The following is a 22,328-nucleotide window of genomic DNA, read 5'->3' as shown; positions in this document are numbered from 1 at the left end:
CTGGTGCGTGTGGTCCAGCTTGGTTAACGCAGGATAGACCCAAGCGGGCGCGTTAGTCACGCCTCTGACACACGCCGCGCCGGCGCAAAATGTCCCGCCGGGGTTGACGTTTGGCGCGAGCGGGGGTGTTTGCCGCCCATGGAGACCAAGCTGCGCGCGCGGGTGGCGGTGGCCGGCGCCGGCGCGATCGGATCGGCCGTGGCGTTGACCCTGGCCCGCGCCCAATTCGACGTCACGCTGTTCGATCCCGCCCCGCCTGGCGACAACGCCTCCGGCGTGGCCGCCGGCATGCTGGCCCCCGTGGCCGAGGCCGTGTTCGATCCCGTCTCGACCCCGCACCTGGCGCTGCTGCGCCGGGCCCGCGACCTGTGGCCGGCGTTCGTCGAGGGGCTGGACCTGCCGATCCTGCGCGACGGCCTCAGGGTGGAAGGCGAGGCGGCCTGGCTGGCGACCATCGCCGCCCGCTTCGAGGCCCTGGACGCCCCCTTCCAGCGCCTGGACGGGGCCCTGGTCGACGCGGAGGACTGGCGGATCGAAGCACGGCCGGCCCTGGCCGTTCTCAAGACCGCCTTCGAGGCTCTGGGCGGACGGTTCGAGCCCCGCGCCTTCGCCGCCGGCGACCTGCCGGCCTTCGACGCCGTGGTGCTGGCCACGGGCGCCGGCGACGCGGCCGGCCTGACCCCGGAACTGGCGGCGCTGGCGCCCATCAAGGGCCAGATCCTGCGCGCCGACCGCGGCCCGGCGACCGGACCGGTGATCCGAGGCGAGGGGGTCTATATCGCCGCCGGTGAAAGCCCCGCGATCGGCGCCACCATGGAGATGGGCCGGGGCGACCTGATCGTCGATCCGTCGGCGACCGAGGCGCTGCGCGCGGCGGCGATCCGCCTGCGTCCGGAGCTGGCCCAGGCGGTGCTGACCACCGAGGTGGGCGTGCGGGCCAGCACGCCCGACGGCTTGCCCCTGGTGGGCTGGAGCGCGACGCCGGGCGTGATGCTGGCCGTGGGCGCGCGACGCAACGGCTGGCTGCTGGCCCCGCTTGTGGCCGGTCTGGTCGCGGCGTATCTGAAGGGTGATAACCCAGGCCCGGACGCCGCGTCGCTCGACGCGAAACGCTTCTCGAGGACCTGAGCGACAACGCCAGAAATGGCTAACAGAGCAGGGCAGGGACGCATGGCGGGATTTGGTCTGACCGACGAGCAGGAGGCCATCCGCGAGGGCGTCGCCAAGCTGTGCGCCGACTTCGATGACGAGTACTGGCGCCGCACCGACGAGACCGGACTCTTCCCCGAGGAATTCGTGGCCGCCATCGCCCAGGGCGGCTGGCTGGGCGTGGCCATGCCCGAGAGCGTGGGCGGGGCGGGCCTGGGCCTGACCGAGGCGGCGATCATGATGCAGACCGTGGCCCAGTCCGGCGCGGGCTTCTCGGGCGCCAGCGCCATTCACCTGAACATTTTCGGGCCGATGCCGATCGTGAAGTTCGGCACGGACGCGCAGCGGGAAAGGCATCTGCCGCGCCTGATCTCGGGCGAGGACAAGATGTGCTTCGCCGTGACCGAGCCCAATTCGGGCCTGGATACGTCCAGCCTGGAGACCCGGGCCGAGAAGGTCGAGGGCGGCTATCGCCTGAACGGCCGCAAGATCTGGACGACCGGCGCCCAGCGCGCCAACAAGATCCTGATCATCGCCCGCACCACGCCCAAGGACCAGTGCGCAAAGCCGACCCAGGGCCTGAGCCTGTTCTACACCGATCGTGAGCAGATCGAGGCCAAGCCGATCCCCAAGATGGGGCGCAAGGCCGTCGAGTGTAACATGCTCTTCATCGAGGACCTGTTCGTGCCGGAGGGCGATCTGGTCGGAGAGGAGGGCAAGGGGTTCGCCTACCTGCTGCACGGCCTCAATCCCGAGCGGGTGCTGTTCGCGGTCGAGGCCATCGGCCTGGGACGGGCCGCTTTGGCGAAAGCGGCGACCTACGCCAAGGAGCGCATCGTGTTCGGCCGGCCGATCGGCCAGAACCAGGGCGTGGCCCATCCGCTGGCCAAGTCTTGGGCCGAACTGGAGGCCGCCAACCTGCTGGCTTTCAAGGCCGCGGCCCTCTACGACGCCGGCCAGGACTGCGGGGCCGAGGCCAACGCCGCCAAGTACCTGGGCGCCGAGGCCGGCTTCACCGCCTGCGAGAGCTCGGTCCTGGCCCATGGCGGCATGGGCTACGCCAAGGAATATGACGTCGAGCGCTATTTCCGCGAGGCGATGATCGCGCGCATCGCGCCGATCAGCCGCGAGATGATCCTGAACTTCATCGCCGAGCGGGTGCTGGGTCTGCCGAAGAGTTATTGAGGGACGTCTTTTTCCGGGCCGTGCGGCGACCACGTGCCCTCTACGGACCGCTTCGCGGTCGTCTTCCCCCGGAGGGGGAAGAGGCTCGTCCTCCGCCCCCTACGGGGGCGGACAGACCGCGTAGCGGTCAGGTGGGGGCAAGGGGGTGTGATCCCACGCCATTGGCTGTGAGCTGATGGAAAGGGTCGCGGAGCGCCGGACATCGTCCGGAGTTCGAAAAAAGAATACCGTTTCGACGAAGCCCGATCGCTCCGCGCCATCGTTATCCGAAAGCCCGCGACGCTGAGCCCTGTTAGGGCCTCGCCGCTTTGAAGCCTCCGACGGGCGGGCCAGGTCAACGAACCCCTGTCCCGGACCGCGAGCCTGTCACCGCTCGCCTGCTGCTAAGTCGACCCTCACGTCACGTCGTATCTGTGTTCCAGGCCCGACCGGCACCAGAGACGCAAGGTTCGGTCCTCCGAAAAGAACCGCCGACAGAGCTTCCCGCTCGATCGCCCCTCGCCGCCGCATCGGTCGCTGGCCATGCGCCCTTTCCCTGCTGCGAGGTGGGTAAAGGATACGGGCGACCTGAAAGGGTGAGGGGATTAAAGATTTAGCGCAGGGATATCAGGCGCTTGTTGGCGCAAGGCCGGGGACACACGCATGCGTGTGTCCCCAACCGTGCCCCTGCGCGACATCCTTCTTGACTCATTTCGACGATTAGCTAATCGTCTCACCATGAGCCAGGTCTTCAAAGCCCTTTCCGATCCCACCCGCCGGCGGGTGCTGCAGCTGTTGCGTCAGGGGCCGATGAGCGCGGGTGAGCTGGCGGGGCAGTTCGATGTCTCCAAGCCGACGATGTCGGCGCACTTCGCGGTGCTGAAAGAGGCCGACCTGGTGCACGTCGAGAAGGCCGGCAAGTCGGTCCTCTACCACCTGAAGCTCTCGGTGCTGGAAGACGCACTTTTGGGCTTCGTCCAATCGTTCGACCTCGGCGAGGCGGCGCCGGCGCTCAAGACGGAGGCTGTGCGATGAACGACCGAGGCTGTGCGATGAACAGGGAATGGGTCGGGAGTCTCGTCTGGGCCGGCGCCATCCTCGCCGTGACGCTGAGCGCGGTCGTTGCGCGCAAGCTGGGCTATGTCGACGGCGACACGGTCACACGACTGGTCATCGGCATGAACGGACTGATGATCGCCTGGCAAGGCAACCGGATGCCCAAGGTCTTCGTCCCCAACGCCCAGGCCCCCAACGCCCAGGCCCGCAAGGCCCGGCGGGTGGCGGGCTGGTCCCTGGCGTTGAGCGGGCTGGTCTATGCCGGGCTGTTCGCGTTCGCGCCGATCCGACAGGCGGCCCTGGGCGGGACCGGCGCGGTCCTGGCGGGGATCGTCGTGACGCTCGGCTATTGCCTGTCGCTGCGGGACACGACGAAGGCGGCCTAGTCCGGGTGGCCTTCTTGGTCCGGCCGATCGACATTCAGCCTTGAGTGCCGAAAACCTCGTCCTTCGACAAGCTCAGGATGAGGTTTTCTACTGCCCGCGACGCATGAAATGGTCCTCATCCTGAGCCTGTCGAAGGACGAGGACCACGCACGGCGCTTTCAACCTAACCCTCGGCCGCGTTGAAGCGGATCGGGATGCGGACATTGGCGCCGTCGACGGCTTGGCCGTTCTCGGTCTGCGGGCTCATCCGGAAGAACTTCGACAGCTTCAGCGCCGCCTTGCCGAACCCCTCCTCGGAGGGGGTTTCGTCCAGCACGCTGCAGGCCTGGATCGAGCCGTTGGCGGCCACCGTGCAGTTCAGGGTCGCCAGGCCGCCGACGCCTCGCCGCATGGCGCTTTCCGGATAGAACCGGCTGAACTCCGAGGCCCCCGGCTTCTTCAGCCAGTTGGGACGGGTGATGACCTTGGGCTGGGGCGTCGGATCGACCGTGGTCGGAGGTCCGGGCGGCAGGTCGGTCTTCAGGTCCACCGGACCTGGTCCGGGCGGATCGCGTGGGCCTTCCACCGGCTTGACCGGCAGCGGGTCGACGGTTGGAGGCGTGAACAGCGTCGGCTTGTGAACCAGCGGCGGGTTCGACGTCGCCTTGGGCGGGACCGGCTTGTCGGGCTTTAGGGGATCGGGGATCACCGGATCGAGCTTGAACGCTGGCGGCTCACTACTGTCGGTCGTAATCGGCGGCACATACTTCTGGTAAGCCAGATAGGCGAACAGGCCGGCATGAGCGACGGAAACGGCGATCAGCGCCGCGACCAGGGCCTTCGACGGCTTGCGGCGGGGTCCGTCGACGCCGGGGATGTAGGAACCGATCGAACCTTCATACGCAACCATGGCGACCTCCTTCAACGACCGTGTTGGGTCGATGAAGCAAGCCTGTCATGCGGAATTACGTTTGTAAATATTACGGTCGTAGAATTTTTACATCCGTAACTGCGTCAACCCGACACAGGCAATTTCTGCCGGGTGGTTAAGGCGTGATTAACCATGCGCGTTCACATCTTCGGGCATGGCTGATGTCACCTCCATACGCAGCGTCGTCGAGTCGGCGATCCAGCGCGCGTCCAGCGCGACGGGCGTGGATTTCACGTTTCTGATGGGCGCGGCCAAGCGCGAAAGCGGCTACAATCCCGCCGCCAAGGCCCGCACCTCGTCGGCCTCGGGCCTGTTCCAGTTCGTCGACCAGACCTGGCTGTCGACGCTGAAGAAACACGGCGCCAAGTACGGCTACGCCCGCTACGCCGACCTGATCCAGCAGGGTTCGGACGGCAAGTACCGGGTCAGCGGCGACGAGGCCCGCAAGGCGGTGCTGGGCCTGAAGCTGGATCCGCACGCCGCCTCGCTGATGGCCGGCGAGCTGACCAGCGACCACGCCTCTTATCTGCGCGGCCGGGTCGGGCGCTCGCCCACGGCCGGCGAGCTCTACGCCGCCCACTTCCTGGGACCGCAGGGTTCGGCGCGGCTGATCGAGGCCGTGGGCAACGCGCCGGGCGCCAGCGCCGCGGCCATGTTCCCCGACGCGGCGGCGGCCAATCGCTCGATCTTCTATCGCGAGGGGCGGGCGGCCACGGTCAGCGAGGTCTACGCCAACCTGACCAAGACGGGCGGCGGCGGCGAGGTTTCCACGCCCGAGCCGACCCAGACGCCCGACACCGACCAGGGCTTCGTTCAATACGCCACCGGTCGCCGGCTGGAGCGCATCCAGCAGCAGCAGGCCCTGGTCAGCCTGATCCTGCGCGGCTCGCAGGACGCCGATGACGGCTTCAGCCTGGCCTCGAATGGCGGCTCCTCGGCCGCCCGGATGACCAGCTCGATGTTCTCGTCGGAAATGCTGCGCGTGCTGTCCGACGCCAGCGACAAGGCCAAGCGGTAACACCCAAAATCCGCTCATCCCGGCGAATGCCGGGACCCAGATGGAATAGCTTCGAGGCTGTCGCCAAGAGCTCTGAGCCCTTCCAACCAGGCACACCGCTATGGGATCTGGGTCCCGGCATTCGCCGGGATGAGCGGTTGAAACGGGGCTAGCGTGCGCCCGCCGCCTCTCCGGCCTGATCCTCCGACCAACCGATCTCCGCCAGCACCGCCGCCGTGTGTTCTCCCAGCTTGGGCGCTGGGCCGCGTGGCCCGTCCTCCGCCCCTGGAAACCGCGCCGGACCGGCCGGGGCGGGGAAGGTCGCGCCCTGGCCGTCGGGGGTCTCCACGAAACAGCCGGCCGCCGTCGCCTGCGGGTCGGCGACCAGGTCGCGCGGGGTCTGCCACGGCGCCCAGGTGATGTCGCCGGCGTCCAGGGCGGCGGCGGCCTCCGCGTAGTCCATGGCCGCGAAGGCCCCGTCCAGGATGTCGACCAGCTCCGGGCCGTTCTCGCGCCTCAGGCGGGCGGTGGCGAAGCGCGGGTCCGTCGCCAGGTCCGGCCGGCCGGCGGCGGCCGCGATCCGGCCCCAGTCGGTGGTGCCTTGGCGGGCCAGCAGGCAGATCCAGCGCCCGTCGCGGGTCTGGAAGAAGTTGGCCAGGGGCTGGATCGCCTCGCGTCGCCCCCGCGTCGAGGCCAGCTTGCCGAACCGCAGCTGGACGGCCATGTCCGAGCCGATCGCATAGACGCCGGTGCGCAGCAGCGAGGTCTCGACCAGCCGGCCGACGCCCGTGCGGTGGCGTTCGTGGACGGCCGCCAGGATGGCGGACACCGTCGCCAAGGAAGTCACGTGATCGCCCATGCCGGTGCGCAGGGGCAGGGGCTCGGCGCCCTTCAGGCCGGTGATCGCGCCCACGCCCGAGCGTGACCAGAAGGCGGCGATGTCCATGGCGGGGCGGTCGGCGTCGGGGCCTTCCAGGCCATAGCCGGTGACGCTGCAATAGATCAGGCGCGGATTGACCGCCTTGAGGCTGTCGTGGTCCAGCCCAGCCCGCGCCAGGCCGGCGGGGCGGACATTGGTCAGGAAGATGTCGGCGCTCTTGACCAAGGCCTTGGCGGCGTCGCGGCCGGCGGGCGTGCGGATGTCGAGCACGACCGAGCGCTTGCCGCGATTGTCCAGCTCGAAGATCGGGTTGGCGGCCTGGTCCGAGCCCAGGGTGTCGAAGAAGCCGCGCACAGGGTCGCCGTCGGGCGACTCGATCTTGATCACGTCGGCGCCCCAGTCGGCCATGATCCCGGCCGCGCCCGGAGCGGCGATGTAGGTGGCCAGCTCGATGACCCGCAGATCGCGCAGCATCGCATCCTCCCGCTTCTTGTCATTGCGGCGAGTGTGGGCGACTTAAACGCTTGTTGGAAGAGCTTAGGCGACCGCTGCCTGGTTGGCGCTCTTGCGATCCAGCGACGCGGCGTCGGCCACCGCGCGGGCCACGGCGGCGACGCTGACGGGCTTGCGCAGCACGGTGTCGGCGCCGGCGTCCAGGCATTCGCGGGCCTCGTCGGCGTCGCCGCCGATCACCGCCACGATCGCCACGTCGCGGTTGGCGCCGTCCAGGGCGCGCAGGGCGGCGGCGGTCTGGGGGCCGTCCAGGATCGGCATGCGGCCGTCCAGCATCACCAGGTCGAAGTCGCAGATCTTGGCCAGGTCCAGGGCGCGGCGGCCGTTCTGGGCGTGGACCACTTGGTGGCCCAGTTGCTCGAGGATGGCGCGCAGCATGGCGGCGTTGAGGGCGTCGTCCTCGGCGATCAGGATGCGCAGGTTGCGCGGCGGGGCGCCGGCGGCCTCGACCGGCTGCGGGGCCTCGCCGCCGGTCGGCTCGATCGCGCAGATGGCGTTCTCGTCGAAGGGCAGGGTCAGGGTGAAGCAGCTGCCGACGCCGACGGCGCTGGTCGCCTCCAGCGCGCCGCCCATCAGCTTGGCCAGCTGGCGCGACAGCGACAGGCCCAGACCGGCGCCGTTGACGCCAGCCCCGGTGCGCTCGACCCGCTGGAACGCCAGGAAGGCCTGGTCCATCTCGTCGCGCGACAGGCCCGGACCGGTGTCGGCCACCTCGATGGCGATCAGGTTGTCGCGGCGCTCGACCCGGACCTCGATCCGGCCTCGCACGGTGTACTTGACGGCGTTGCCGACGATGTTGGCGATGATCTGGCGGGTGCGCAGGGCGTCGCCGATCGCCGCGCCCAGCTGGCGATGCTCCAGGTCGGGCTCGACATGGACGACCAGCTCCAGGCCCTTGGCCACGGCGTGCGGACGGTCCAGCAGCACCAGGTCGCGGATCAGGCGGACGGGCTCGAAGGCCACGCTCTCGACGGCCAGGCGGCCGCTTTCGGCGGTCTCGGAGTCCAGGGTGGCGTTCAGCACGGCCACCAGGTCCTGGGCGGCGTCGAGGGCGGCGTTCAGTTGCTCGCGCGACGGCGCGGCGCGTCCGCCCTTGCCGGCGGCGGCGGCCAGCACGTGGGTCACGCCGGTCAGGCCGTTGCGGATCTCGTGGCTGAGGGTGGCGACGATGTCGGACTTGGAGCGGGCGGCGCGCTCGGCGGACTCCAGAACGCTCAGCCGCTCCTCCAGCAGGGCCTCGTGGGCCCGAGCCAGGGCGTGCTGGCGACGCAGCATGCGGTTGAGAACCAGCGACAGGGCCATGGCCAGGGCGATGGCCCCGAACGCCATGCTGCCCGACCGCTCGCTCTCCGGCCGTGAGAACAGCAGGTACAGCGGACCGGCGGCCGCGACGGGAGCGGTGATCAGCAGGGCCAGCAGCCACGGGGCGGCGAAGAAGATGCAGACCACGGCCGCGCCGGCCGACAGCAGCAGCAGGGTCTCGCGCACGCCGCCGGACGCATCGGCGAATGCGGCCATTTGGCACACCGCCACGGCCCACAGCAGGCCCGACAGCACATGCACGCGAGCGCGGCGGTTCAGGTCCAGGGCCGCCTCGGTGCGCAGCCAGGCCACCACGCCGTAGAAGACGCCCCAGTTGATCGCGAACACGGCGAAGCTGATCGCCATCCAGCCGGCGTTCTCGGCGAACGAGCAGGCCCAGACGAAAATCGGCAGGCTGACAGCGAAAACGGCCAGCGCGTAGGGCAACAGCGCGGTCTGGGCGTCGAGCGCCAGACGGGCGTCGGCGCCGCCGTCCGCGGGGGTGTTTGGTCGGCGCTCGGCGAACAAGGACTGATTCCTCGGCTGGTGAGGGCAGACCCTAGGCGATCGCGGTTTGCGCCGAGTTACGGCATATCGTTAACGCGCAGAGCATTGAGGGCAAACAATCGTTAAGCCTAACGGGGGATGATCCGATTCCACACCATCCAAAGGGGGGATGGGGAACGTCCATGGCCACCACGCGCGCCGCTCTGACCGAACACGACATCCGCATGCTGGTGAAGGGCGCGACGCCCGACGAGCGTGCGCTGGCGGCCCACAAGCTGTGCCGCACCATCGACCGCGCCGAGCTGGACGAGGACCAGCGCGTGCTGGCGGCCGAGATCCTGCGGGTCATGGCCGCCGACGCCGCCGAACTGGTGCGCCGCGCCATGGCGGTCACGTTACGCAATTCGCCGACCCTGCCCGCCGATGTCGCCAACCGTCTGGCCCGCGACGTCGAGAGCATCTCGCTGCCGATCATCAGCTTCTCGCCGGTGTTCAGCGACGCCGATCTGGCCGAGATCGTCCGCCTGGGCGGTCCGGTGCGCCAGATGGCCGTGGCCAAGCGCCCCAAGCTGTCGCGCAAGGTGACGAGCCTGCTGGTCGAGCAGGGGGGCGAAGACGTGGTCGCCGCCGTCTGCGCCAACGACAACGCCCGCATGACCGAGAGCGCCCTGCAGCGGGCGCTCGAACGCTTCTCCAAGTCCGAGACCGTGCTGACCGCCGTCGCCTACCGCTCGAGCCTGCCGTTGGCGGTGACAGAGCGCCTGATCGATATGGTCGGCGACCACCTGCGCGACCACATCCTGGCCTCGCATCCGCTGTCGGCGGAACGGACGCTGGAGCTGATCCTCGACACCAAGGAACGGGCGACCATCGACCTGGTCGACCAGGCCGGCCGCTCGGTCGACACCAAGGCCTTCGCCGCACACCTCAACAGCGTGGGGCGCCTGTCGCCGTCGCTGCTGCTGCGGGCCCTGGCCCATGGCCACATGACCTTCTTCGAGTGGGGCGTGGCCGAGCTGGCCGGCGTGCCGCATCACCGCACCTGGCTGATGATCCACGACGCCGGGCACCTGGGCCTGAAGGCGATCTGCGAGCGGGCCGGCCTGCCGCCGCGCCTGCAACCGGCCTTCCGCGCGGGCGTCGACGCCTTCCACGCCCTGGAATACGACGGCCGCCCGGGCGATCGCGAGCGTTTCCAGGAGCACATGATCCAGCGCTTCCTCACCGCCGCGCCGTCGGTGTCGCGCGAGGACGCCGACTATCTGCTGGACCGGGCGGACCGCCTGAGCGAGCGGGCCAAGACGGCGGCGGCGGGGTAGGGCTTCACTTATCCGCTCATCCCGGCGAATGCCGGGACCCAGATGGAATGACTTCGAGGCTGACGCCATAAGCGTTGAGCCCTTCCAATCATCCACATCGCCACGGGATCTGGGTCCCGGCATTCGCCGGGATGAGCGGAGTTTGGTGCGGCAAACGCCCGTTCGAAACCTCTGGCCGCCGCCCCGCATCGGCGCCAACCTCATGCGATGACCGAGCGCGCCGCCGACCCCATCCGCCCCGCCGCCACCATCCTGCTGCTGCGGGACGCGCCGTTCGAGGTGCTTATGGTCAAGCGGCATCACCAGATCGACTTCGCGGCCGGGGCCCTGGTCTTTCCGGGCGGCAAGAGCCACGCCGGCGACCACGACCCGGCCTGGGCCGACCACGCCACCGGCTGGGAGAGCGTCGGCGAGGACGGCGCGCCCCTGCGCATCGCCGCCATCCGCGAGGCCTATGAGGAGGCTGGCGTGCTGCTGGCCCGCGACGCGGCCGGCGCGATCTATGTCGGCGAGGCGGCGATCGACGTGCGGGCGGCGGTGGCCGAGGATCGCGTGGCCTTCCTGGACGTGGTCCGGGACCTTGGCTTGAAGCTGGACTTGGCGGCCCTGACCCTGTTCGCCCGCTGGATCACCCCGCCGCTGATGGCCAAGCGCTTCGACACCTGGTTCTACGTGGCCCACGCGCCCTCGGCGCAGCTGGCCGTTTGCGACGGTCACGAGGCGGTCGACGCCGAATGGATCGCGCCCGGCGAGGCGCTGGCCCTGGCGGAGGCGGGTGAGCGCAAGGTGATCTTTCCCACGCGGATGAACCTGCAGCTGCTGGCGGAGAGTCTCAGCGCCGAAGGGGCGATCGAGACGGCGCGAGCGCGGCCGCTGGTGACCGTGGAGCCCTGGGTCGACGGGGCGTCGCTGCGGATCCAGCCGGACGCGGGATATGGCGATGTGGCGGAGCCGTTGTCGGCGTTGTAGGGCGTTGGCGCACACGCACTTGCCCCCACCTGACCGCTTCGCGGTCTGTCCGCCCCCGTAGGGGCGGAGGACGCGCCTCTTCCCCCTACGGGGGAAGACGATCGCGAAGCGATCCGTAGGGGGCAGGTGTTCACCGGCACGAACGTCCCTAAACCATCCCCGTCGCCGCCCCCTCCGCGAACCCCCGCAAACGGTCGGCGATGACCTCGCCCACGGCTTCCACCGCCGCGCGCCGGGGGTAGTGCGCCCGCCAGACGATGCGCACGGTGCGCCCCGCCTGGGACGCCAGCGGCCGCAGCACGATGCCGGCGTCCTGGGCGGCGCCCGCCGCCAGGCCCGGGATCAGGGTCGTGCCGTAGCCGGCCGCCACCATGTTCAGCAGCGTCGACAGGCTGGCGGCCCGCAGTGGACCGCTCAGCGCCGCGTCGCCGCCGCAGGCTTCCACCGTCTGGTCGCGCAGGCAGTGGCCGTCGGCCAGCACCAGGATGTCGCTCGCCAGGTCGGTTTCCTGGATCACCGGACTTCCAGCCAGCGGATGCTCGGGGGGCAGGGCGGCCAGGAAGGGTTCGGCGAACAGCGGCAGGCTGATCAGGTCCGGTCCGTCGACCTCGGTGGCCAGCAGGGCGGCGTCCAGCTCGTGCGTGCGCAGCCGCTCCAGCAGGGCCGAGGTCTGGTCCTCCCAGGGCTCCAGCTCCAGCATGGGCAGGGCCTCGCGCAGGGGAGCGAAGACCAGAGGCAGCAAATAGGGCGCCAGGGTCGGGATGATGCCCAGGCGGAAGCGGCCCGACAGCGGGTCGCGCAGGTTTCGGGCCGTGGCCAGTATGGCCTCGGCGGCGGTCACGGCGGCGCGGGCGTGGCCGATCAGTTGCTGGCAGGCGGCGGTCGGGGCGGCCGTCTTGCTAGTGCGCTCGAACAGCGTCACGCCCATCAGCTCTTCCAGCTTGCGGATCTGCACCGACAGGGTCGGTTGGCTGACGCCGCAGGCCCGCGCGGCGCGTCCGAAATGCTCGTGCTCGGCCACGGCCAGCAGGTAGCGGAGGTCTCGAAGGTTCATGCGGTCCGTCGTTCAAGCGTAATAGGCTAAGCCTATCACATCCATTGAATCTTGAGGCTTCTCTTTATCGAGAAGTTGAGCGAACAATCGCGCCCAACACCGGGACGACAACCCGTGCAGGCCTTCGGGTCCGGCGATCTGTGAAACGCGAAGCGGAGGAACATGACGATGGATGCGAAGGTCGAAGACAGCGCTCAGGGCCAGTGCCCGATGGGACATGGCCGGGCCGGCCGATCCAATCGCGACTGGTGGCCGCAGAACCTGCGCCTTGAAAGCCTCAACCAGCACTCGCCGCGATCCAACCCCCTGGGCGCGGCGTTCGACTACGCCAAGGCGTTCAAGACCCTCGACCTGAACGCGGTGATCGCCGACCTGCACGCCCTGATGACCGACTCCCAGGACTGGTGGCCGGCCGACTTCGGCCACTATGGCGGCCTGATGATCCGCCTGGCCTGGCACAGCGCCGGCACCTATCGCATCACGGACGGCCGTGGCGGCGCGGGCGGCGGGCAGCAGCGTTTCGCCCCCCTCAACAGCTGGCCGGACAACGCCAATCTCGACAAGGCGCGCCGCCTGCTGTGGCCGATCAAGCAGAAATACGGCGCCAAGCTGTCGTGGGCCGACCTCTACGTGCTGGCCGGCAATGTCGCCCTGGAGTCCATGGGCTTCAAGACCTTCGGCTTTGGCGGCGGTCGCGCCGACACCTGGGAACCCGAGGAGCTGTTCTGGGGTCCCGAGGGCTCGTGGCTGGGCGACGAGCGCTACAGCGGCGAGCGCCAGCTGCACTCGGACCTGGGCGCGGTGCAGATGGGCCTGATCTACGTCAATCCGGAAGGGCCCAACGGCAATGCCGATCCGGTCGCGGCGGCCCGTGACATTCGCGAGACCTTCGCGCGCATGGCGATGGACGACGAGGAAACCGTCGCCCTGATCGCCGGCGGCCATACCTTCGGCAAGACCCACGGCGCGGGCGATCCGTCGTTCGTCGGTCCCGAACCCGAGGGCGGCGAGATCCATGACCACGGCCTGGGCTGGCGCAGCAAGCACGGCACGGGCGTCGGCGCCGACGCCATCACGTCCGGGCTGGAAGTCACCTGGACCCAGACCCCGACGAAGTGGAGCAACCACTTCTTCGAGAACCTCTTCAAGTTCGAGTGGGAGCTGACCAGGAGCCCCGGCGGAGCCCAGCAGTGGGAGGCCAAGAACGCGCCGGCCGACATCCCCAACGCCTTTGACGGCGCCAGGACGCAAAAGCCGCGGATGCTGACCACCGACCTGTCGCTGCGCTTCGACCCCGAATACGAGAAGATCTCGCGCCGGTTCCTGGAGAACCCCGACCAGTTCGCCGACGCCTTCGCCCGCGCCTGGTTCAAGCTGACCCACCGCGACATGGGCCCGAAGGGCCGCTATCTCGGTCCGCTGGTGCCGGCCGAGACCCTGATCTGGCAGGACCCTGTTCCGGCGGTCGACCATCCGCTGGCTGACGCCTCGGACGTCGCGGCCCTGAAGCAGAAGATCCTGGCCTCGGGGCTGTCGGTCGCCGAACTGGTTTCCACGGCCTGGGCCTCGGCCTCGACCTGGCGTGGCTCCGACCGCCGGGGCGGCGCCAACGGGGCGCGCATCCGCCTGGCGCCGCAGAAGGACTGGGAGGTCAACAACCCGCCCGTCCTGGCCAAGGCGCTGGCGGCGCTGGAAGGGATCCAGAGGGACTTCAACGGCTCGGCCACGGGCGGCAAGAAGATCTCGCTGGCCGACCTTATCGTGCTGGGCGGCGCGGCGGCGGTGGAAAAGGCCGCCAAGGACGCCGGGACGTCCGTCGAGGTTCCGTTCGTCCCCGGGCGGACCGACGCCTCGGCGGAGCAGACCGACGCGGCCTCGTTCGCGCCGCTGGAACCGCGTTCGGATGGCTTCCGCAACTACCGCAGGGCGGGCGATCACTTCATGTCGCCCGAAGAGGCCCTGATCGATCGCGCCCAACTTCTGCGCCTGAGCGGGCCGGAGATGACCGTCCTGGTCGGCGGTCTCCGGGCCCTGGGCGCCAATGCCGCCGGCGCCAAGGCGGGGGTTCTCACCGACCGCCCGGGCGTGCTCACCAACGACTTCTTCGTGAACGTGCTGGCCATGGGCACGACCTGGAGCCCGACCGCCGCCAACGCCTTCGCAGGCCACGACGGCAAGTCCGGCGATCCGCGATGGACGGCCACCCGCGTCGACCTGATCTTCGGCTCGCACGCCGAGCTTCGGGCCCTGGCCGAGGTCTATGCCGCCTCGGACGCCCAGGAGAAGTTCGTGAGCGACTTCGTCGCGGCCTGGAACAAGGTAATGAACGCCGACCGGCTCGACCTGGCCGCCTGATACGACCGGGCGCGGCGGCGACGCCGCGCCCGGAATTCTTGAGCTTCGGATCAGGCCGTGGCGCTCCAACGACCACGGCCGTCCCGGACGCTTTGGGAGGACGCTGGATGCCCCACGCCGTGGAGGCCGCTCTCCAGGAGGAGCTTCGCCGCGCCGGTCTGCCGTGCCGCGGCGCGCCGGCGCGTCTGCTGTCCTTGATGCGCGGCGCGCAGGAAACGCACCTGACGTTGCCGGAGGCGGCCGACCTGGCGGCCGAGGCGGGCCTGGCCCTGTCGCCCGCCGAATTGGCCCGCCATCTGGAAACCTTCGCCGACCATGGCCTGATCGGCCGCGTGCCCACCACGACCACCGAGCTGGTGTTCGACACCGTGCCGGGGCCGCACGCCCACCTGGTCTACGAGGAGACAGGGCAGGTCGTGGACCTGCACGTCTCGGCCGACACCCTGCTGGCCATGGTCCGCGACGCCCTGGCGCGGCGGCCGGACGGGGTGGAGATCCTGGTGCGCTTCCGCCGCGATCCGGCGACGGGGCATGATGGTCCCAAGGAGAGCGGCGAGCGCGACTAGCTGGCGGGCTGCTTGGCGCCCGTGTCGCTGACCCAGGCGACGATCTCCGACAGAGCCTGATCGGTGGCCTTGTCGTAGGCCGGGATGATGGCCGCCAGGCGGTTGTCGCTCGCCTTGACCCGGGCCACGAAGACCTTGTCGCCCAGCAGCGCGCGGTCGCTGGTGCGGGTCATGACGGCGCGGATCTCGACCAGCACCTCGGGCGCGGCCTTGGGGCCGTCGACATAGTCGGTCTCGAACGAACGGACCTCCAGGCGCACGGCCATGATCGCCTTCAGCGCTTCGCCGCGGGTGACCAGGCGGGCGCGGCTGTTGTCGGCTTCGAAGGCCCGGGCCACGGCCTCGTCGAACAGCACGATGGCCGGCGACACCCAGCGGGCGTCGGCGATATAGGCCGCCTCGCCGTTGGTCACCGACAGCAGCCGGTCGCTCATGGCGGCGCGGGTGAAGACGGTCGGGGCCTTGAAGACCCCGAAGCTCTTGTCGGTCGCCGGCCTGGAGCTCTCGGCCGCGACGTGGCCGAAGCGGTAGAGGCCGGCGGGATTGGCCTTGGGGAACAGGCTGATGCAGCCGGTGAGGGCGACGGCGGCGGTCGCGACCGTCAGCGATCGCAGAGTGGTTCGCAGGACGCTCACGGCTTGACCTCCAGTTCCTTGGCCGGCGCCTTCCCGACCAGGGCGCGCGGGTTCTGTTCGACTTCGCTGACCAGCCGGTCCAGGGACTCGGCGGCCGACTGCAGGGTGATCACGGCCGACGACAGCTGCGGCAGGCCGGTGGTGGCGAAGTCGGTGGTGGGGCCTTCCAGCTTGCCCACCATGCCGCGCACGTCCTTGGCGGTGGCCTTCAGCTCGTCGGCGGCGTCGCCCAGGTTCTTCAGGGTGCGCTTGGCGTCGCCGTTGACCAGGCCGTCGGCGCTGTCGGACAGCTGGCCGATCTTGGTCGAGGTGGCCTCGATGCTCTGCAGGGCCTTGTCGGCGTCGGCGATGATCGCCTTGCGCTCGCGCAGCTCGGCGGTGACCGACTGGATGTCGCTGAGCGAGGCGCTGAAGGTCTTGACGTTGTCGTCCGACAGCACGCGGTTGACGCGGTCCAGGGCCTCGATGGTGCGGGTCAGCACGGTGCCGCCGCCTTCCAGCAGGTCGGACAGGGCGCTGCGCTGGCTGCGGATCACGGGCACCTCGCCGCTCTTGACGGTGCTCTTCAGCAGCGGCTTGGACGGCGCGCCGGCGGTGATCTGTACGTAGTTCACGCCGGTGATGCCTTGCGGCTCCAGGGTGGCGAAGCTGTCGGTCTTGATCGGCACGTCCGAGGTGACGCGCACGCGGGCGATGACGCGGTTGGGGTCGGACTTGTCCAGGGCGATCTTGGTGACCTCGCCGACCTTGATGCCGTTGAAGTGCACCTCGCCGCCGTCCGACAGGCCGCGCACGGGGCCGACGAACAGCACGTCGTACAGGTCGTATTCCTGGTTGAAGCTCAGCTTGGCCAGCCAGACGGCGAAGATCAGCAACCCCATGAACAGGATCAGGGTCGCGGCGCCCACCAAGGCGTAGTTGGCGTTTCTTTCCATCTCAGCTCGTCCTACGTGTCGACTTGTGGGGTGTCGACTGGCCGGCGGCCGCGCGTCCGCGCGGCCCCATGAAGTATTCCTGGATCCAGGGGTGGTCGTTCTTTTCCAGCTCGTGGACCGAGCCGGTCGCGACCACATGCTTGTCGGCGATCACCGCGATCCGGTCGGTGATCTCGTAGAGGGTGTCCAGGTCATGGGTGATCATGAACACCGTCAGGTCCAGGCTGTCGGACAGGTCCTTGATCAGGGTGTCGAAAGCCGCGGCGCTGATCGGGTCCAGGCCCGCGGTGGGCTCGTCCAGGAACAGCAGCTCCGGATCCATGGCCAGGGCGCGGGCCAGGCCGGCGCGCTTGCGCATGCCGCCCGACAGCTCGGCGGGTTTCAGGTTGCCGGCCCGGGCGGGCAGGCCGACCAGGGCGATCTTCAGATCGGCCAGGTGCTCGATTTCGCCCTTGGGCAGGCGGGTGTGCTCGTGCAGCGGCGCGGCGACGTTCTCGCGCACGGTCAGGTTCGAAAACAGCGCGCCCTGCTGGAACAGCACGCCCCAGCGGCGCTCGATGACGCTCCAGCGGGTGCGCGAGGCGTCGGCCATGTCCTGGCCGAACAGCTTGACCGAGCCGCCGTCGGGGACCTTCAGGCCGATGATGGTGTTGAGCAGCACCGACTTGCCGGCGCCCGACCCGCCGACCACGCCCAGCACCTCGCCGCGCTCGGCGGTCAGGTCCAGGCCGTCGTGGATGACGTTGTCGCCGAACCGCGAGACCAGGCCCGTGACCCGGATCGGCGGGGCCTCGGCGGTCGACTCCGCCTCGTCCTCGACGTTGGGCGTGGCCTTCGACAGCGCTTGGGTCTGGGCTTGAGCCTGGGTCTGGGCCTGAGCGTTGGGCTTGCCCGGGGTCTGGGGCGCCTTGGGGCTCACAGGTTCAGCTCCATGTAGATCAGGGCGAAGACCGCATCGATGGCGATGATCGCGAAGATGGCGTGGACCACGGCGGCGGTGACGCGGCGGCCCAGCGACTCGACGTCGTTGCCGACCTCCATGCCCTGGCGGCAGCCGATGGCGGCGATGACCATGGCCATGACCGGGGCCTTGGACAGGCCGATCCAGAAGTGCTGGATGCCGATCGAGTCCTGCATACGCTGCAGGAAGAAGGTCGGCGACAGGTCCAGCGCCGCCCAGGTCACCATCATGCCGCCGGCCAGGCCGGCCAGGGTGGCCACGAAGGTCAGCAGCGGAATGGTGATCAGCAGGGCGGCGAAGCGCGGCAGGACCAGCGCCTCGTAGGGGTCGACCCCCATTACCTGCATGGCGTCGATTTCCTGGTTCATCTTCATCGAGCCGATCTCGGCGGCGAAGCTGGAGGCCGAGCGGCCGGCCAGCAGGATGGCGGTGATCAGGATGTTGAACTCGCGCAGCACCGAGATGCCGATCAGTTCGACGGCGAACACCTGGGCCCCGAACTGGGTCAGCAGGTTGGCGCCCAGCAGGGCGACGACCGCGCCGATAAAGAAGGTGGTGACCGCCACGATCGGGATGGCGTCCAAGCCCGCGCGCTCGGCCAGCGACACGACCGGCGCCCAGCGGATGCGGCTGGGCTTGGCGATGCAGCGTCCGATGGCCACCAGCAGGTGGCCCAGGAACGCCATGGTGCTGTAGAGGTCGTCGCCCAGGCCGTAGACGCCCCGGCCGATCCGCTCCAGCAGGGCGAGGAAGCCCTTCTGCGGCGGGGCGGCCTCGGGCTCGACCTGGATGGCGTCGTCGACCAGTTGCAGCAGGCGCAGGGTGCGCGGACCGGCCTTGATCTTGCCCGCGCTGATCCGGCCGTCGGCGGCGCGGATGATGGCGTAGGCCCCGGCGGTGTCGCAGCGGGTGATGTCGCTGAGGTCCAGGTCGACCGCGTCCGAACCTTCCATGGCCTGGACCAGGCGCTCGCCGGCGTCGACCATGCCGCGCGCGGTCCAGTCCCCCGACAGCACGGCCGTCTTGTGACCGGCGGTCTCTTCGAGGGTGAAATCAGCCGGAGCGCCCATTAAGCCTTGTCGGTCCCTCTATCCGCCGTCGAACTCTACCAACGCGTTCGACCAAGCCCAAACGTTCCAAGGCCTGGCTTGTTGCAACGCTTATTTCAGTAGGAATAGGCGGGTGCGCGGTCTCGCGCCAGCGACCATCTCGGGCCGACCCGCAAATGGGGCGAATGGTCGAACCTTTGTCGCTAAAGCTGCGTTCTATGGCGTGCAACGGGGGCGTTGCTTTACAAGGCCCGGATGTTTTCCAGTTTGCTCAACCGCCGCGCCGCGCTCGGCCAGCTTTCGCTGTCGGCCGTCCTGGCCCTGGCCCCGAAGCTGGCGGCCGCCCAGACCCCAAATTCCGAAGGAGGGGCCGTCGACGCCGCCATCAGCGAGCCGTTCTCGCCCGACCTGCTGCGCGACAAGGCCCGCGCCCTGGCCGCCGCGCCCTACGCCAAGCCGCCGGCGCCGGCGACGATCACCGGCCTGACCTATGACGAGTATTTCCAGATCCGCTTCCGCAAGGACGCCGATCTCTGGAAGGACCGCACGCCGGCGTTCCGCGCCGAGTTTTTCCCGCCGGCCTGGCTCTATCCGCGTCCGCTGCCGATCTTCGAGGTGGTGGCTGGCCTTGCGCGACCCATCGCCTTCGACCCGGCGATGTTCGACATTCCCGGCGAGCACGCCGACGTCGCCAAGAGCTGGAACGGCTTTTCCGGCTTCCGCCTGCTGTGGCCGCTGAACGAGCCCGGCAAGATGGACGAGGTCGCCGTCTTCCAGGGCGCCAGCTATTTCCGCAGCCTGGGCCGGGGCCAGCGCTACGGCCTGTCGGCGCGCGGCCTGGCTATCGGGGCCGGCGAGCCGAACGAGGAGTTTCCCGACTTCACCAGCTTCTGGCTGGAACGGCCCGCGATCGATGGCGACGCGGTGGTCGTCCACGCCCTGATGGACAGCCCCAGCTGCGCCGGCGCCTACAGCTTCACGATCCGCCCGGGCGACGACGTGGTGTTCGAGGTCAGCGCCAGCATCTTCCCACGCGCGACCATGACCAAGACCGGCGTGGCGGCGATGAGCAGCATGTTCCTGTTCAACGTGGCCGACGCTTCGCCAGTCGACGACTACCGCACCGGCGTGCACGACAGCGACGGCCTGGCGATCTGGACGGGGCGGGACGAGCACATCTGGCGGCCGTTGCAGAACCCCAAGGCCCACCGCCTCAGCAGCTTCCTGGACCAGGATCCCAAGGGCTTCGGCCTGGTCCAGCGGGCCAGGACGCTGGAGGACTTCGGCGACCTGCAGGCCCGCTACGACCTGCGGCCCAGCCTGTGGGTCGAGCCATTGGACGCCTGGGGCGAGGGCGCGGTGCACTTGGCCGAGCTGGCCACCACCAAGGAGACCGACGACAACATCGCCATCTTCTGGCGGCCCAAGTCCCCGTGGAAGGCCGGAAGCCAGGTCGACCTGCGCTATCGCCTGCACTGGGGCCAGGAGCGCTTCGCCAGCCCCGACGCCCGGGTGTTCCGCACCCGCACCGGCGCCGACGCCAAGGCGGGCCTGCGTCTGTTCACCGTCGACCTGCAGGGCGGGGCCCTGGCCGAGGGGCTGGACGGGGTGGCGATGGATCTCCAGGCCCAGGGCGGCGAGATCGTCTGGCGCGATCTGTCGCCCTATCCCGACGAAGCCGCGGCCCGCGTGGCCTTCGGCGTACGTCCCAAGGCGGCGAACATGGACCTGACGCTGCGCCTGACGCGGGGCGACCAGGTGGTTTCCGAGACGTGGAAGTATCTCTGGACGGCGTAGGAGCGCGCCATCGTCCTTCTCCCCTTGCGGGAGAAGCCGGTCGGATGAGGGGTCGATAGGCCTGTCGGCTCGGCGCTCGATCGGGCCGCCGCGGGAACGGCGACTGCCTTCAACCCCTCACCGACCGCTTCGCGGGCCCCCCTCTCCCGCAAGGGGAGAGGGAACGCGTTCCGCGCTATCGCCTCCCCAAAGGCCACGCTTCAAGCTTGGTTAATGAATTCCCGTCACCGCTATCGCCCTAAGAAAAAGAACGACTCGGGGGAACTGCGGCATGAGCGCCAACCACCAGCTGGATCAACGTCTCAGCTTCATGCGGTTCGACCATCGGTCGCGGGCGGCGCTGCAGGCGGCCAAGCCGGTGCTGGACGAGGCGATCCCCTCGGCGATGGAAGGCTTCTACGAGCAGCTGCGGGGCTTCGCCGAGACGCGCGGCCTGTTCAAGGACGGGCGGGGCGAGAGCGCCCAGGCCCGGCAGGTGGCGCACTGGCGGCGGATGCTGTCGGGCGACCAGGGCGCCGACTACCTCCAGGCGGTCGAGCGCATCGGCCAGTCCAACGCCCGGGCCGGCCTGGAGCCGCGCTGGTCGATCGGCGGCTACGCCCTGGTGCTGGACAAGCTGATCCACGCCGTGCTGGGCAAGAAGGCCAAGACCGGTCCGTTCGGCGGCAAGGCCGGGGCCGACGCCGGATCAGCCGACCAGGTCGCGGCCCTGGCCAAGGCGGTGTTCCTCGACATGGACCTGGCCATCTCGGCCTATTTCACGGTGCTGCTGGAACAGCGCGACCGGCTGGAGGCCGAGCGCCAGGCGGCCGAGCAGCAGCAGGCCAATGCGGTCGCGGCCCTGGGCGTGGCCTTGTCGAAGCTGGCGTCCGGTGATCTGTCGGCCCGCGTCGAAGGCGTGCTGGCGCCCGAGTTCGAGAGCCTGAAGATCGATTTCGACCACGCCGCCGCGGCGCTGGACAAGGCCATGGGCGCGGTGTCGCACGGCGCCCAGAGCATCCGGGCCGGAACCGACGACATCGCCCGCGCCGCCGACGACATGGCCCAGCGCACCGAGCAGCAGGCCGCGACCCTGGAAGAGACCGCCGCCGCTGTCGAGCAGCTGACCGCCACGGTCGATCGCACGGCCAAGAGCGCCAAGGCCGTCTCGGCCCAGATCAGCGAAGCCGCCGCCGACGCCCAGGCCTCGGGCGCGGTGGTGACCCGCGCCGCCGAGGCCATGACCCAGATCGAGGCCTCCTCGGCCAAGGTCTCGCAGATCCTGGGCGTGATCGACGAGATCGCCTTCCAGACCAACCTGCTGGCCCTGAACGCCGGGGTCGAGGCCGCGCGGGCGGGTGACGCCGGCCGTGGCTTCGCGGTGGTGGCCCAGGAAGTGCGGGCCCTGGCCCAGCGTTCTGCCGACGCGGCCAAGGAGATCAAGACCCTGATCGCCGACTCTAGCCGCCAGGTGGGCGAGGGCGTCGACCTGGTCGGCCAGACCGGCGAGGCCCTGCGCGGCATCGTCGCCAAGGTCGGAGCCATCGACGGTCTGGTCGACGAGATCGCCGCCTCGGCCAACGAACAGGCGGCCGCCCTGGGCCAGGTCAACACGGCCGTCGCCCAGTTGGACCAGGTGACCCAGCGCAACACGGCCATGGTCCAGCAGTCGACCGAGGCCACTCACGCCCTGCGCGCCGAGGCCGCGGACCTGACCAACCACGTCGGCGGGTTCCGGACGGGCTCGGCGGCGATGGCCCAGACCCGCGAGCGGGTGGCGGCCTTCGCGCGGCCGGGTCGGTAGACGTCGAACTTTGGTTTCCGTTCTTCCCTCGGAAGACGCTA

19 protein-coding genes are annotated in these 22,328 nt (G+C 69.6%); 11 read left to right on the top strand and 8 right to left on the bottom strand.

The features are described from left to right. The first annotated feature begins 138 nt into the window (after positions 1–138). The 4 genes from G3M62_RS17070 to G3M62_RS17055 all read left to right on the top strand — a co-directional run bounded on the left by G3M62_RS17070 (position 139) and on the right by G3M62_RS17055 (position 3,755). Positions 139–1,128 carry an NAD(P)/FAD-dependent oxidoreductase gene (locus tag G3M62_RS17070; RefSeq protein WP_165189068.1) on the top strand — a complete coding sequence of 330 codons (990 nt, stop codon included), beginning with the start codon at positions 139–141 and terminating at the stop codon, positions 1,126–1,128. 42 nt (positions 1,129–1,170) lie between these two features. Further along, a complete protein-coding gene (locus G3M62_RS17065) occupies positions 1,171–2,334 on the top strand; it encodes an acyl-CoA dehydrogenase family protein (protein WP_165189066.1) in 1,164 nt (387 codons plus the stop codon). A 717-nt stretch (positions 2,335–3,051) separates the two neighbouring features. After that, positions 3,052–3,348: an autorepressor SdpR family transcription factor gene (locus G3M62_RS17060; RefSeq protein WP_165189064.1), complete on the top strand. Its 297-nt coding sequence runs from the start codon at positions 3,052–3,054 to the stop codon at positions 3,346–3,348. Between the two features lie 17 nt (positions 3,349–3,365). Further along, the gene (locus tag G3M62_RS17055; RefSeq protein WP_205691879.1) at positions 3,366–3,755 is read left to right on the top strand and encodes an ammonium transporter; all 390 of its coding nucleotides are present in this window, start codon (positions 3,366–3,368) and stop codon (positions 3,753–3,755) included. A gap of 163 nt (positions 3,756–3,918) precedes the next feature. Here the strand turns inward: G3M62_RS17055 and G3M62_RS17050 are convergent, their stop codons facing one another. Then, positions 3,919–4,644: an energy transducer TonB family protein gene (locus tag G3M62_RS17050; RefSeq protein ID WP_165189062.1), complete on the bottom strand. Its 726-nt coding sequence runs from the start codon at positions 4,642–4,644 to the stop codon at positions 3,919–3,921. A gap of 175 nt (positions 4,645–4,819) precedes the next feature. On the opposite strand from G3M62_RS17050, the gene G3M62_RS17045 reads away from it, so the two are divergent. Then, complete coding sequence (locus G3M62_RS17045) at positions 4,820–5,683, top strand: transglycosylase SLT domain-containing protein (protein WP_165189060.1); 864 nt, start codon at positions 4,820–4,822, stop codon at positions 5,681–5,683. Positions 5,684–5,831: 148 nt separating this feature from the next. Here the strand turns inward: G3M62_RS17045 and G3M62_RS17040 are convergent, their stop codons facing one another. Together G3M62_RS17040 and G3M62_RS17035 are read right to left on the bottom strand one after the other, a co-directional pair. Then, positions 5,832–7,016, bottom strand: a complete 1,185-nt coding sequence (locus G3M62_RS17040) for a CaiB/BaiF CoA transferase family protein (RefSeq protein ID WP_165189058.1) — start codon at positions 7,014–7,016, stop codon at positions 5,832–5,834. A 63-nt stretch (positions 7,017–7,079) separates the two neighbouring features. Continuing rightward, positions 7,080–8,885, bottom strand: coding sequence for an ATP-binding protein (locus tag G3M62_RS17035; protein WP_165189056.1), 1,806 nt, complete (start codon positions 8,883–8,885; stop codon positions 7,080–7,082). A gap of 161 nt (positions 8,886–9,046) precedes the next feature. Here G3M62_RS17035 and spbR point away from each other — a divergent pair, with 161 nt between their 5' ends. Together spbR and G3M62_RS17025 are read left to right on the top strand one after the other, a co-directional pair. Then, positions 9,047–10,183, top strand: a complete 1,137-nt coding sequence (spbR, locus tag G3M62_RS17030) for a SpbR family protein (RefSeq protein WP_165189054.1) — start codon at positions 9,047–9,049, stop codon at positions 10,181–10,183. Positions 10,184–10,390: 207 nt separating this feature from the next. Further along, positions 10,391–11,152 carry an NUDIX hydrolase gene (locus tag G3M62_RS17025; RefSeq protein WP_165189052.1) on the top strand — a complete coding sequence of 254 codons (762 nt, stop codon included), beginning with the start codon at positions 10,391–10,393 and terminating at the stop codon, positions 11,150–11,152. 148 nt (positions 11,153–11,300) lie between these two features. Here the strand turns inward: G3M62_RS17025 and G3M62_RS17020 are convergent, their stop codons facing one another. Beyond that, positions 11,301–12,206: a hydrogen peroxide-inducible genes activator gene (locus G3M62_RS17020; RefSeq protein WP_165189050.1), complete on the bottom strand. Its 906-nt coding sequence runs from the start codon at positions 12,204–12,206 to the stop codon at positions 11,301–11,303. A 162-nt stretch (positions 12,207–12,368) separates the two neighbouring features. Here G3M62_RS17020 and katG point away from each other — a divergent pair, with 162 nt between their 5' ends. Further along, complete coding sequence (gene katG, locus G3M62_RS17015) at positions 12,369–14,561, top strand: catalase/peroxidase HPI (RefSeq protein WP_205691878.1); 2,193 nt, start codon at positions 12,369–12,371, stop codon at positions 14,559–14,561. 107 nt (positions 14,562–14,668) lie between these two features. Continuing rightward, positions 14,669–15,127, top strand: a complete 459-nt coding sequence (locus tag G3M62_RS17010; RefSeq protein WP_165189046.1) for a transcriptional repressor — start codon at positions 14,669–14,671, stop codon at positions 15,125–15,127. Here the strand turns inward: G3M62_RS17010 and G3M62_RS17005 are convergent. The 4 genes from G3M62_RS17005 to G3M62_RS16990 form a co-directional block, all read right to left on the bottom strand. Continuing rightward, positions 15,124–15,762, bottom strand: a complete 639-nt coding sequence (locus G3M62_RS17005) for an ABC-type transport auxiliary lipoprotein family protein (protein ID WP_165189044.1) — start codon at positions 15,760–15,762, stop codon at positions 15,124–15,126. The two genes, G3M62_RS17010 and G3M62_RS17005, sit on opposite strands and share 4 nt — an antisense overlap. Beyond that, on the bottom strand, positions 15,759–16,697 hold the full coding sequence (locus tag G3M62_RS17000; RefSeq protein WP_165189042.1) for an MlaD family protein: 939 nt from the start codon (positions 16,695–16,697) through the stop codon (positions 15,759–15,761). The genes G3M62_RS17005 and G3M62_RS17000 overlap by 4 nt, the downstream gene beginning before the upstream one ends. 1 nt (position 16,698) lies before the next feature. After that, positions 16,699–17,538: an ABC transporter ATP-binding protein gene (locus G3M62_RS16995; protein WP_165191347.1), complete on the bottom strand. Its 840-nt coding sequence runs from the start codon at positions 17,536–17,538 to the stop codon at positions 16,699–16,701. A gap of 74 nt (positions 17,539–17,612) precedes the next feature. After that, on the bottom strand, positions 17,613–18,728 hold the full coding sequence (locus tag G3M62_RS16990) for an ABC transporter permease (protein ID WP_165189039.1): 1,116 nt from the start codon (positions 18,726–18,728) through the stop codon (positions 17,613–17,615). Between the two features lie 234 nt (positions 18,729–18,962). Between G3M62_RS16990 and G3M62_RS16985 the strand changes: the two genes are divergently transcribed. Further along, a complete protein-coding gene (locus tag G3M62_RS16985; protein ID WP_165189036.1) occupies positions 18,963–20,504 on the top strand; it encodes a glucan biosynthesis protein G in 1,542 nt (513 codons plus the stop codon). 271 nt (positions 20,505–20,775) lie between these two features. Beyond that, positions 20,776–22,287, top strand: a complete 1,512-nt coding sequence (locus G3M62_RS16980) for a globin-coupled sensor protein (RefSeq protein ID WP_165189034.1) — start codon at positions 20,776–20,778, stop codon at positions 22,285–22,287. Positions 22,288–22,328 lie beyond the last annotated feature (41 nt).

The sequence above is a fragment of the Caulobacter soli genome, assembly GCF_011045195.1.
GTDB lineage: Bacteria > Pseudomonadota > Alphaproteobacteria > Caulobacterales > Caulobacteraceae > Caulobacter > Caulobacter soli.
The sequence above is the reverse complement of the archived record's forward strand: the minus strand, read 5'-3'. Positions and strand labels throughout refer to the sequence as shown.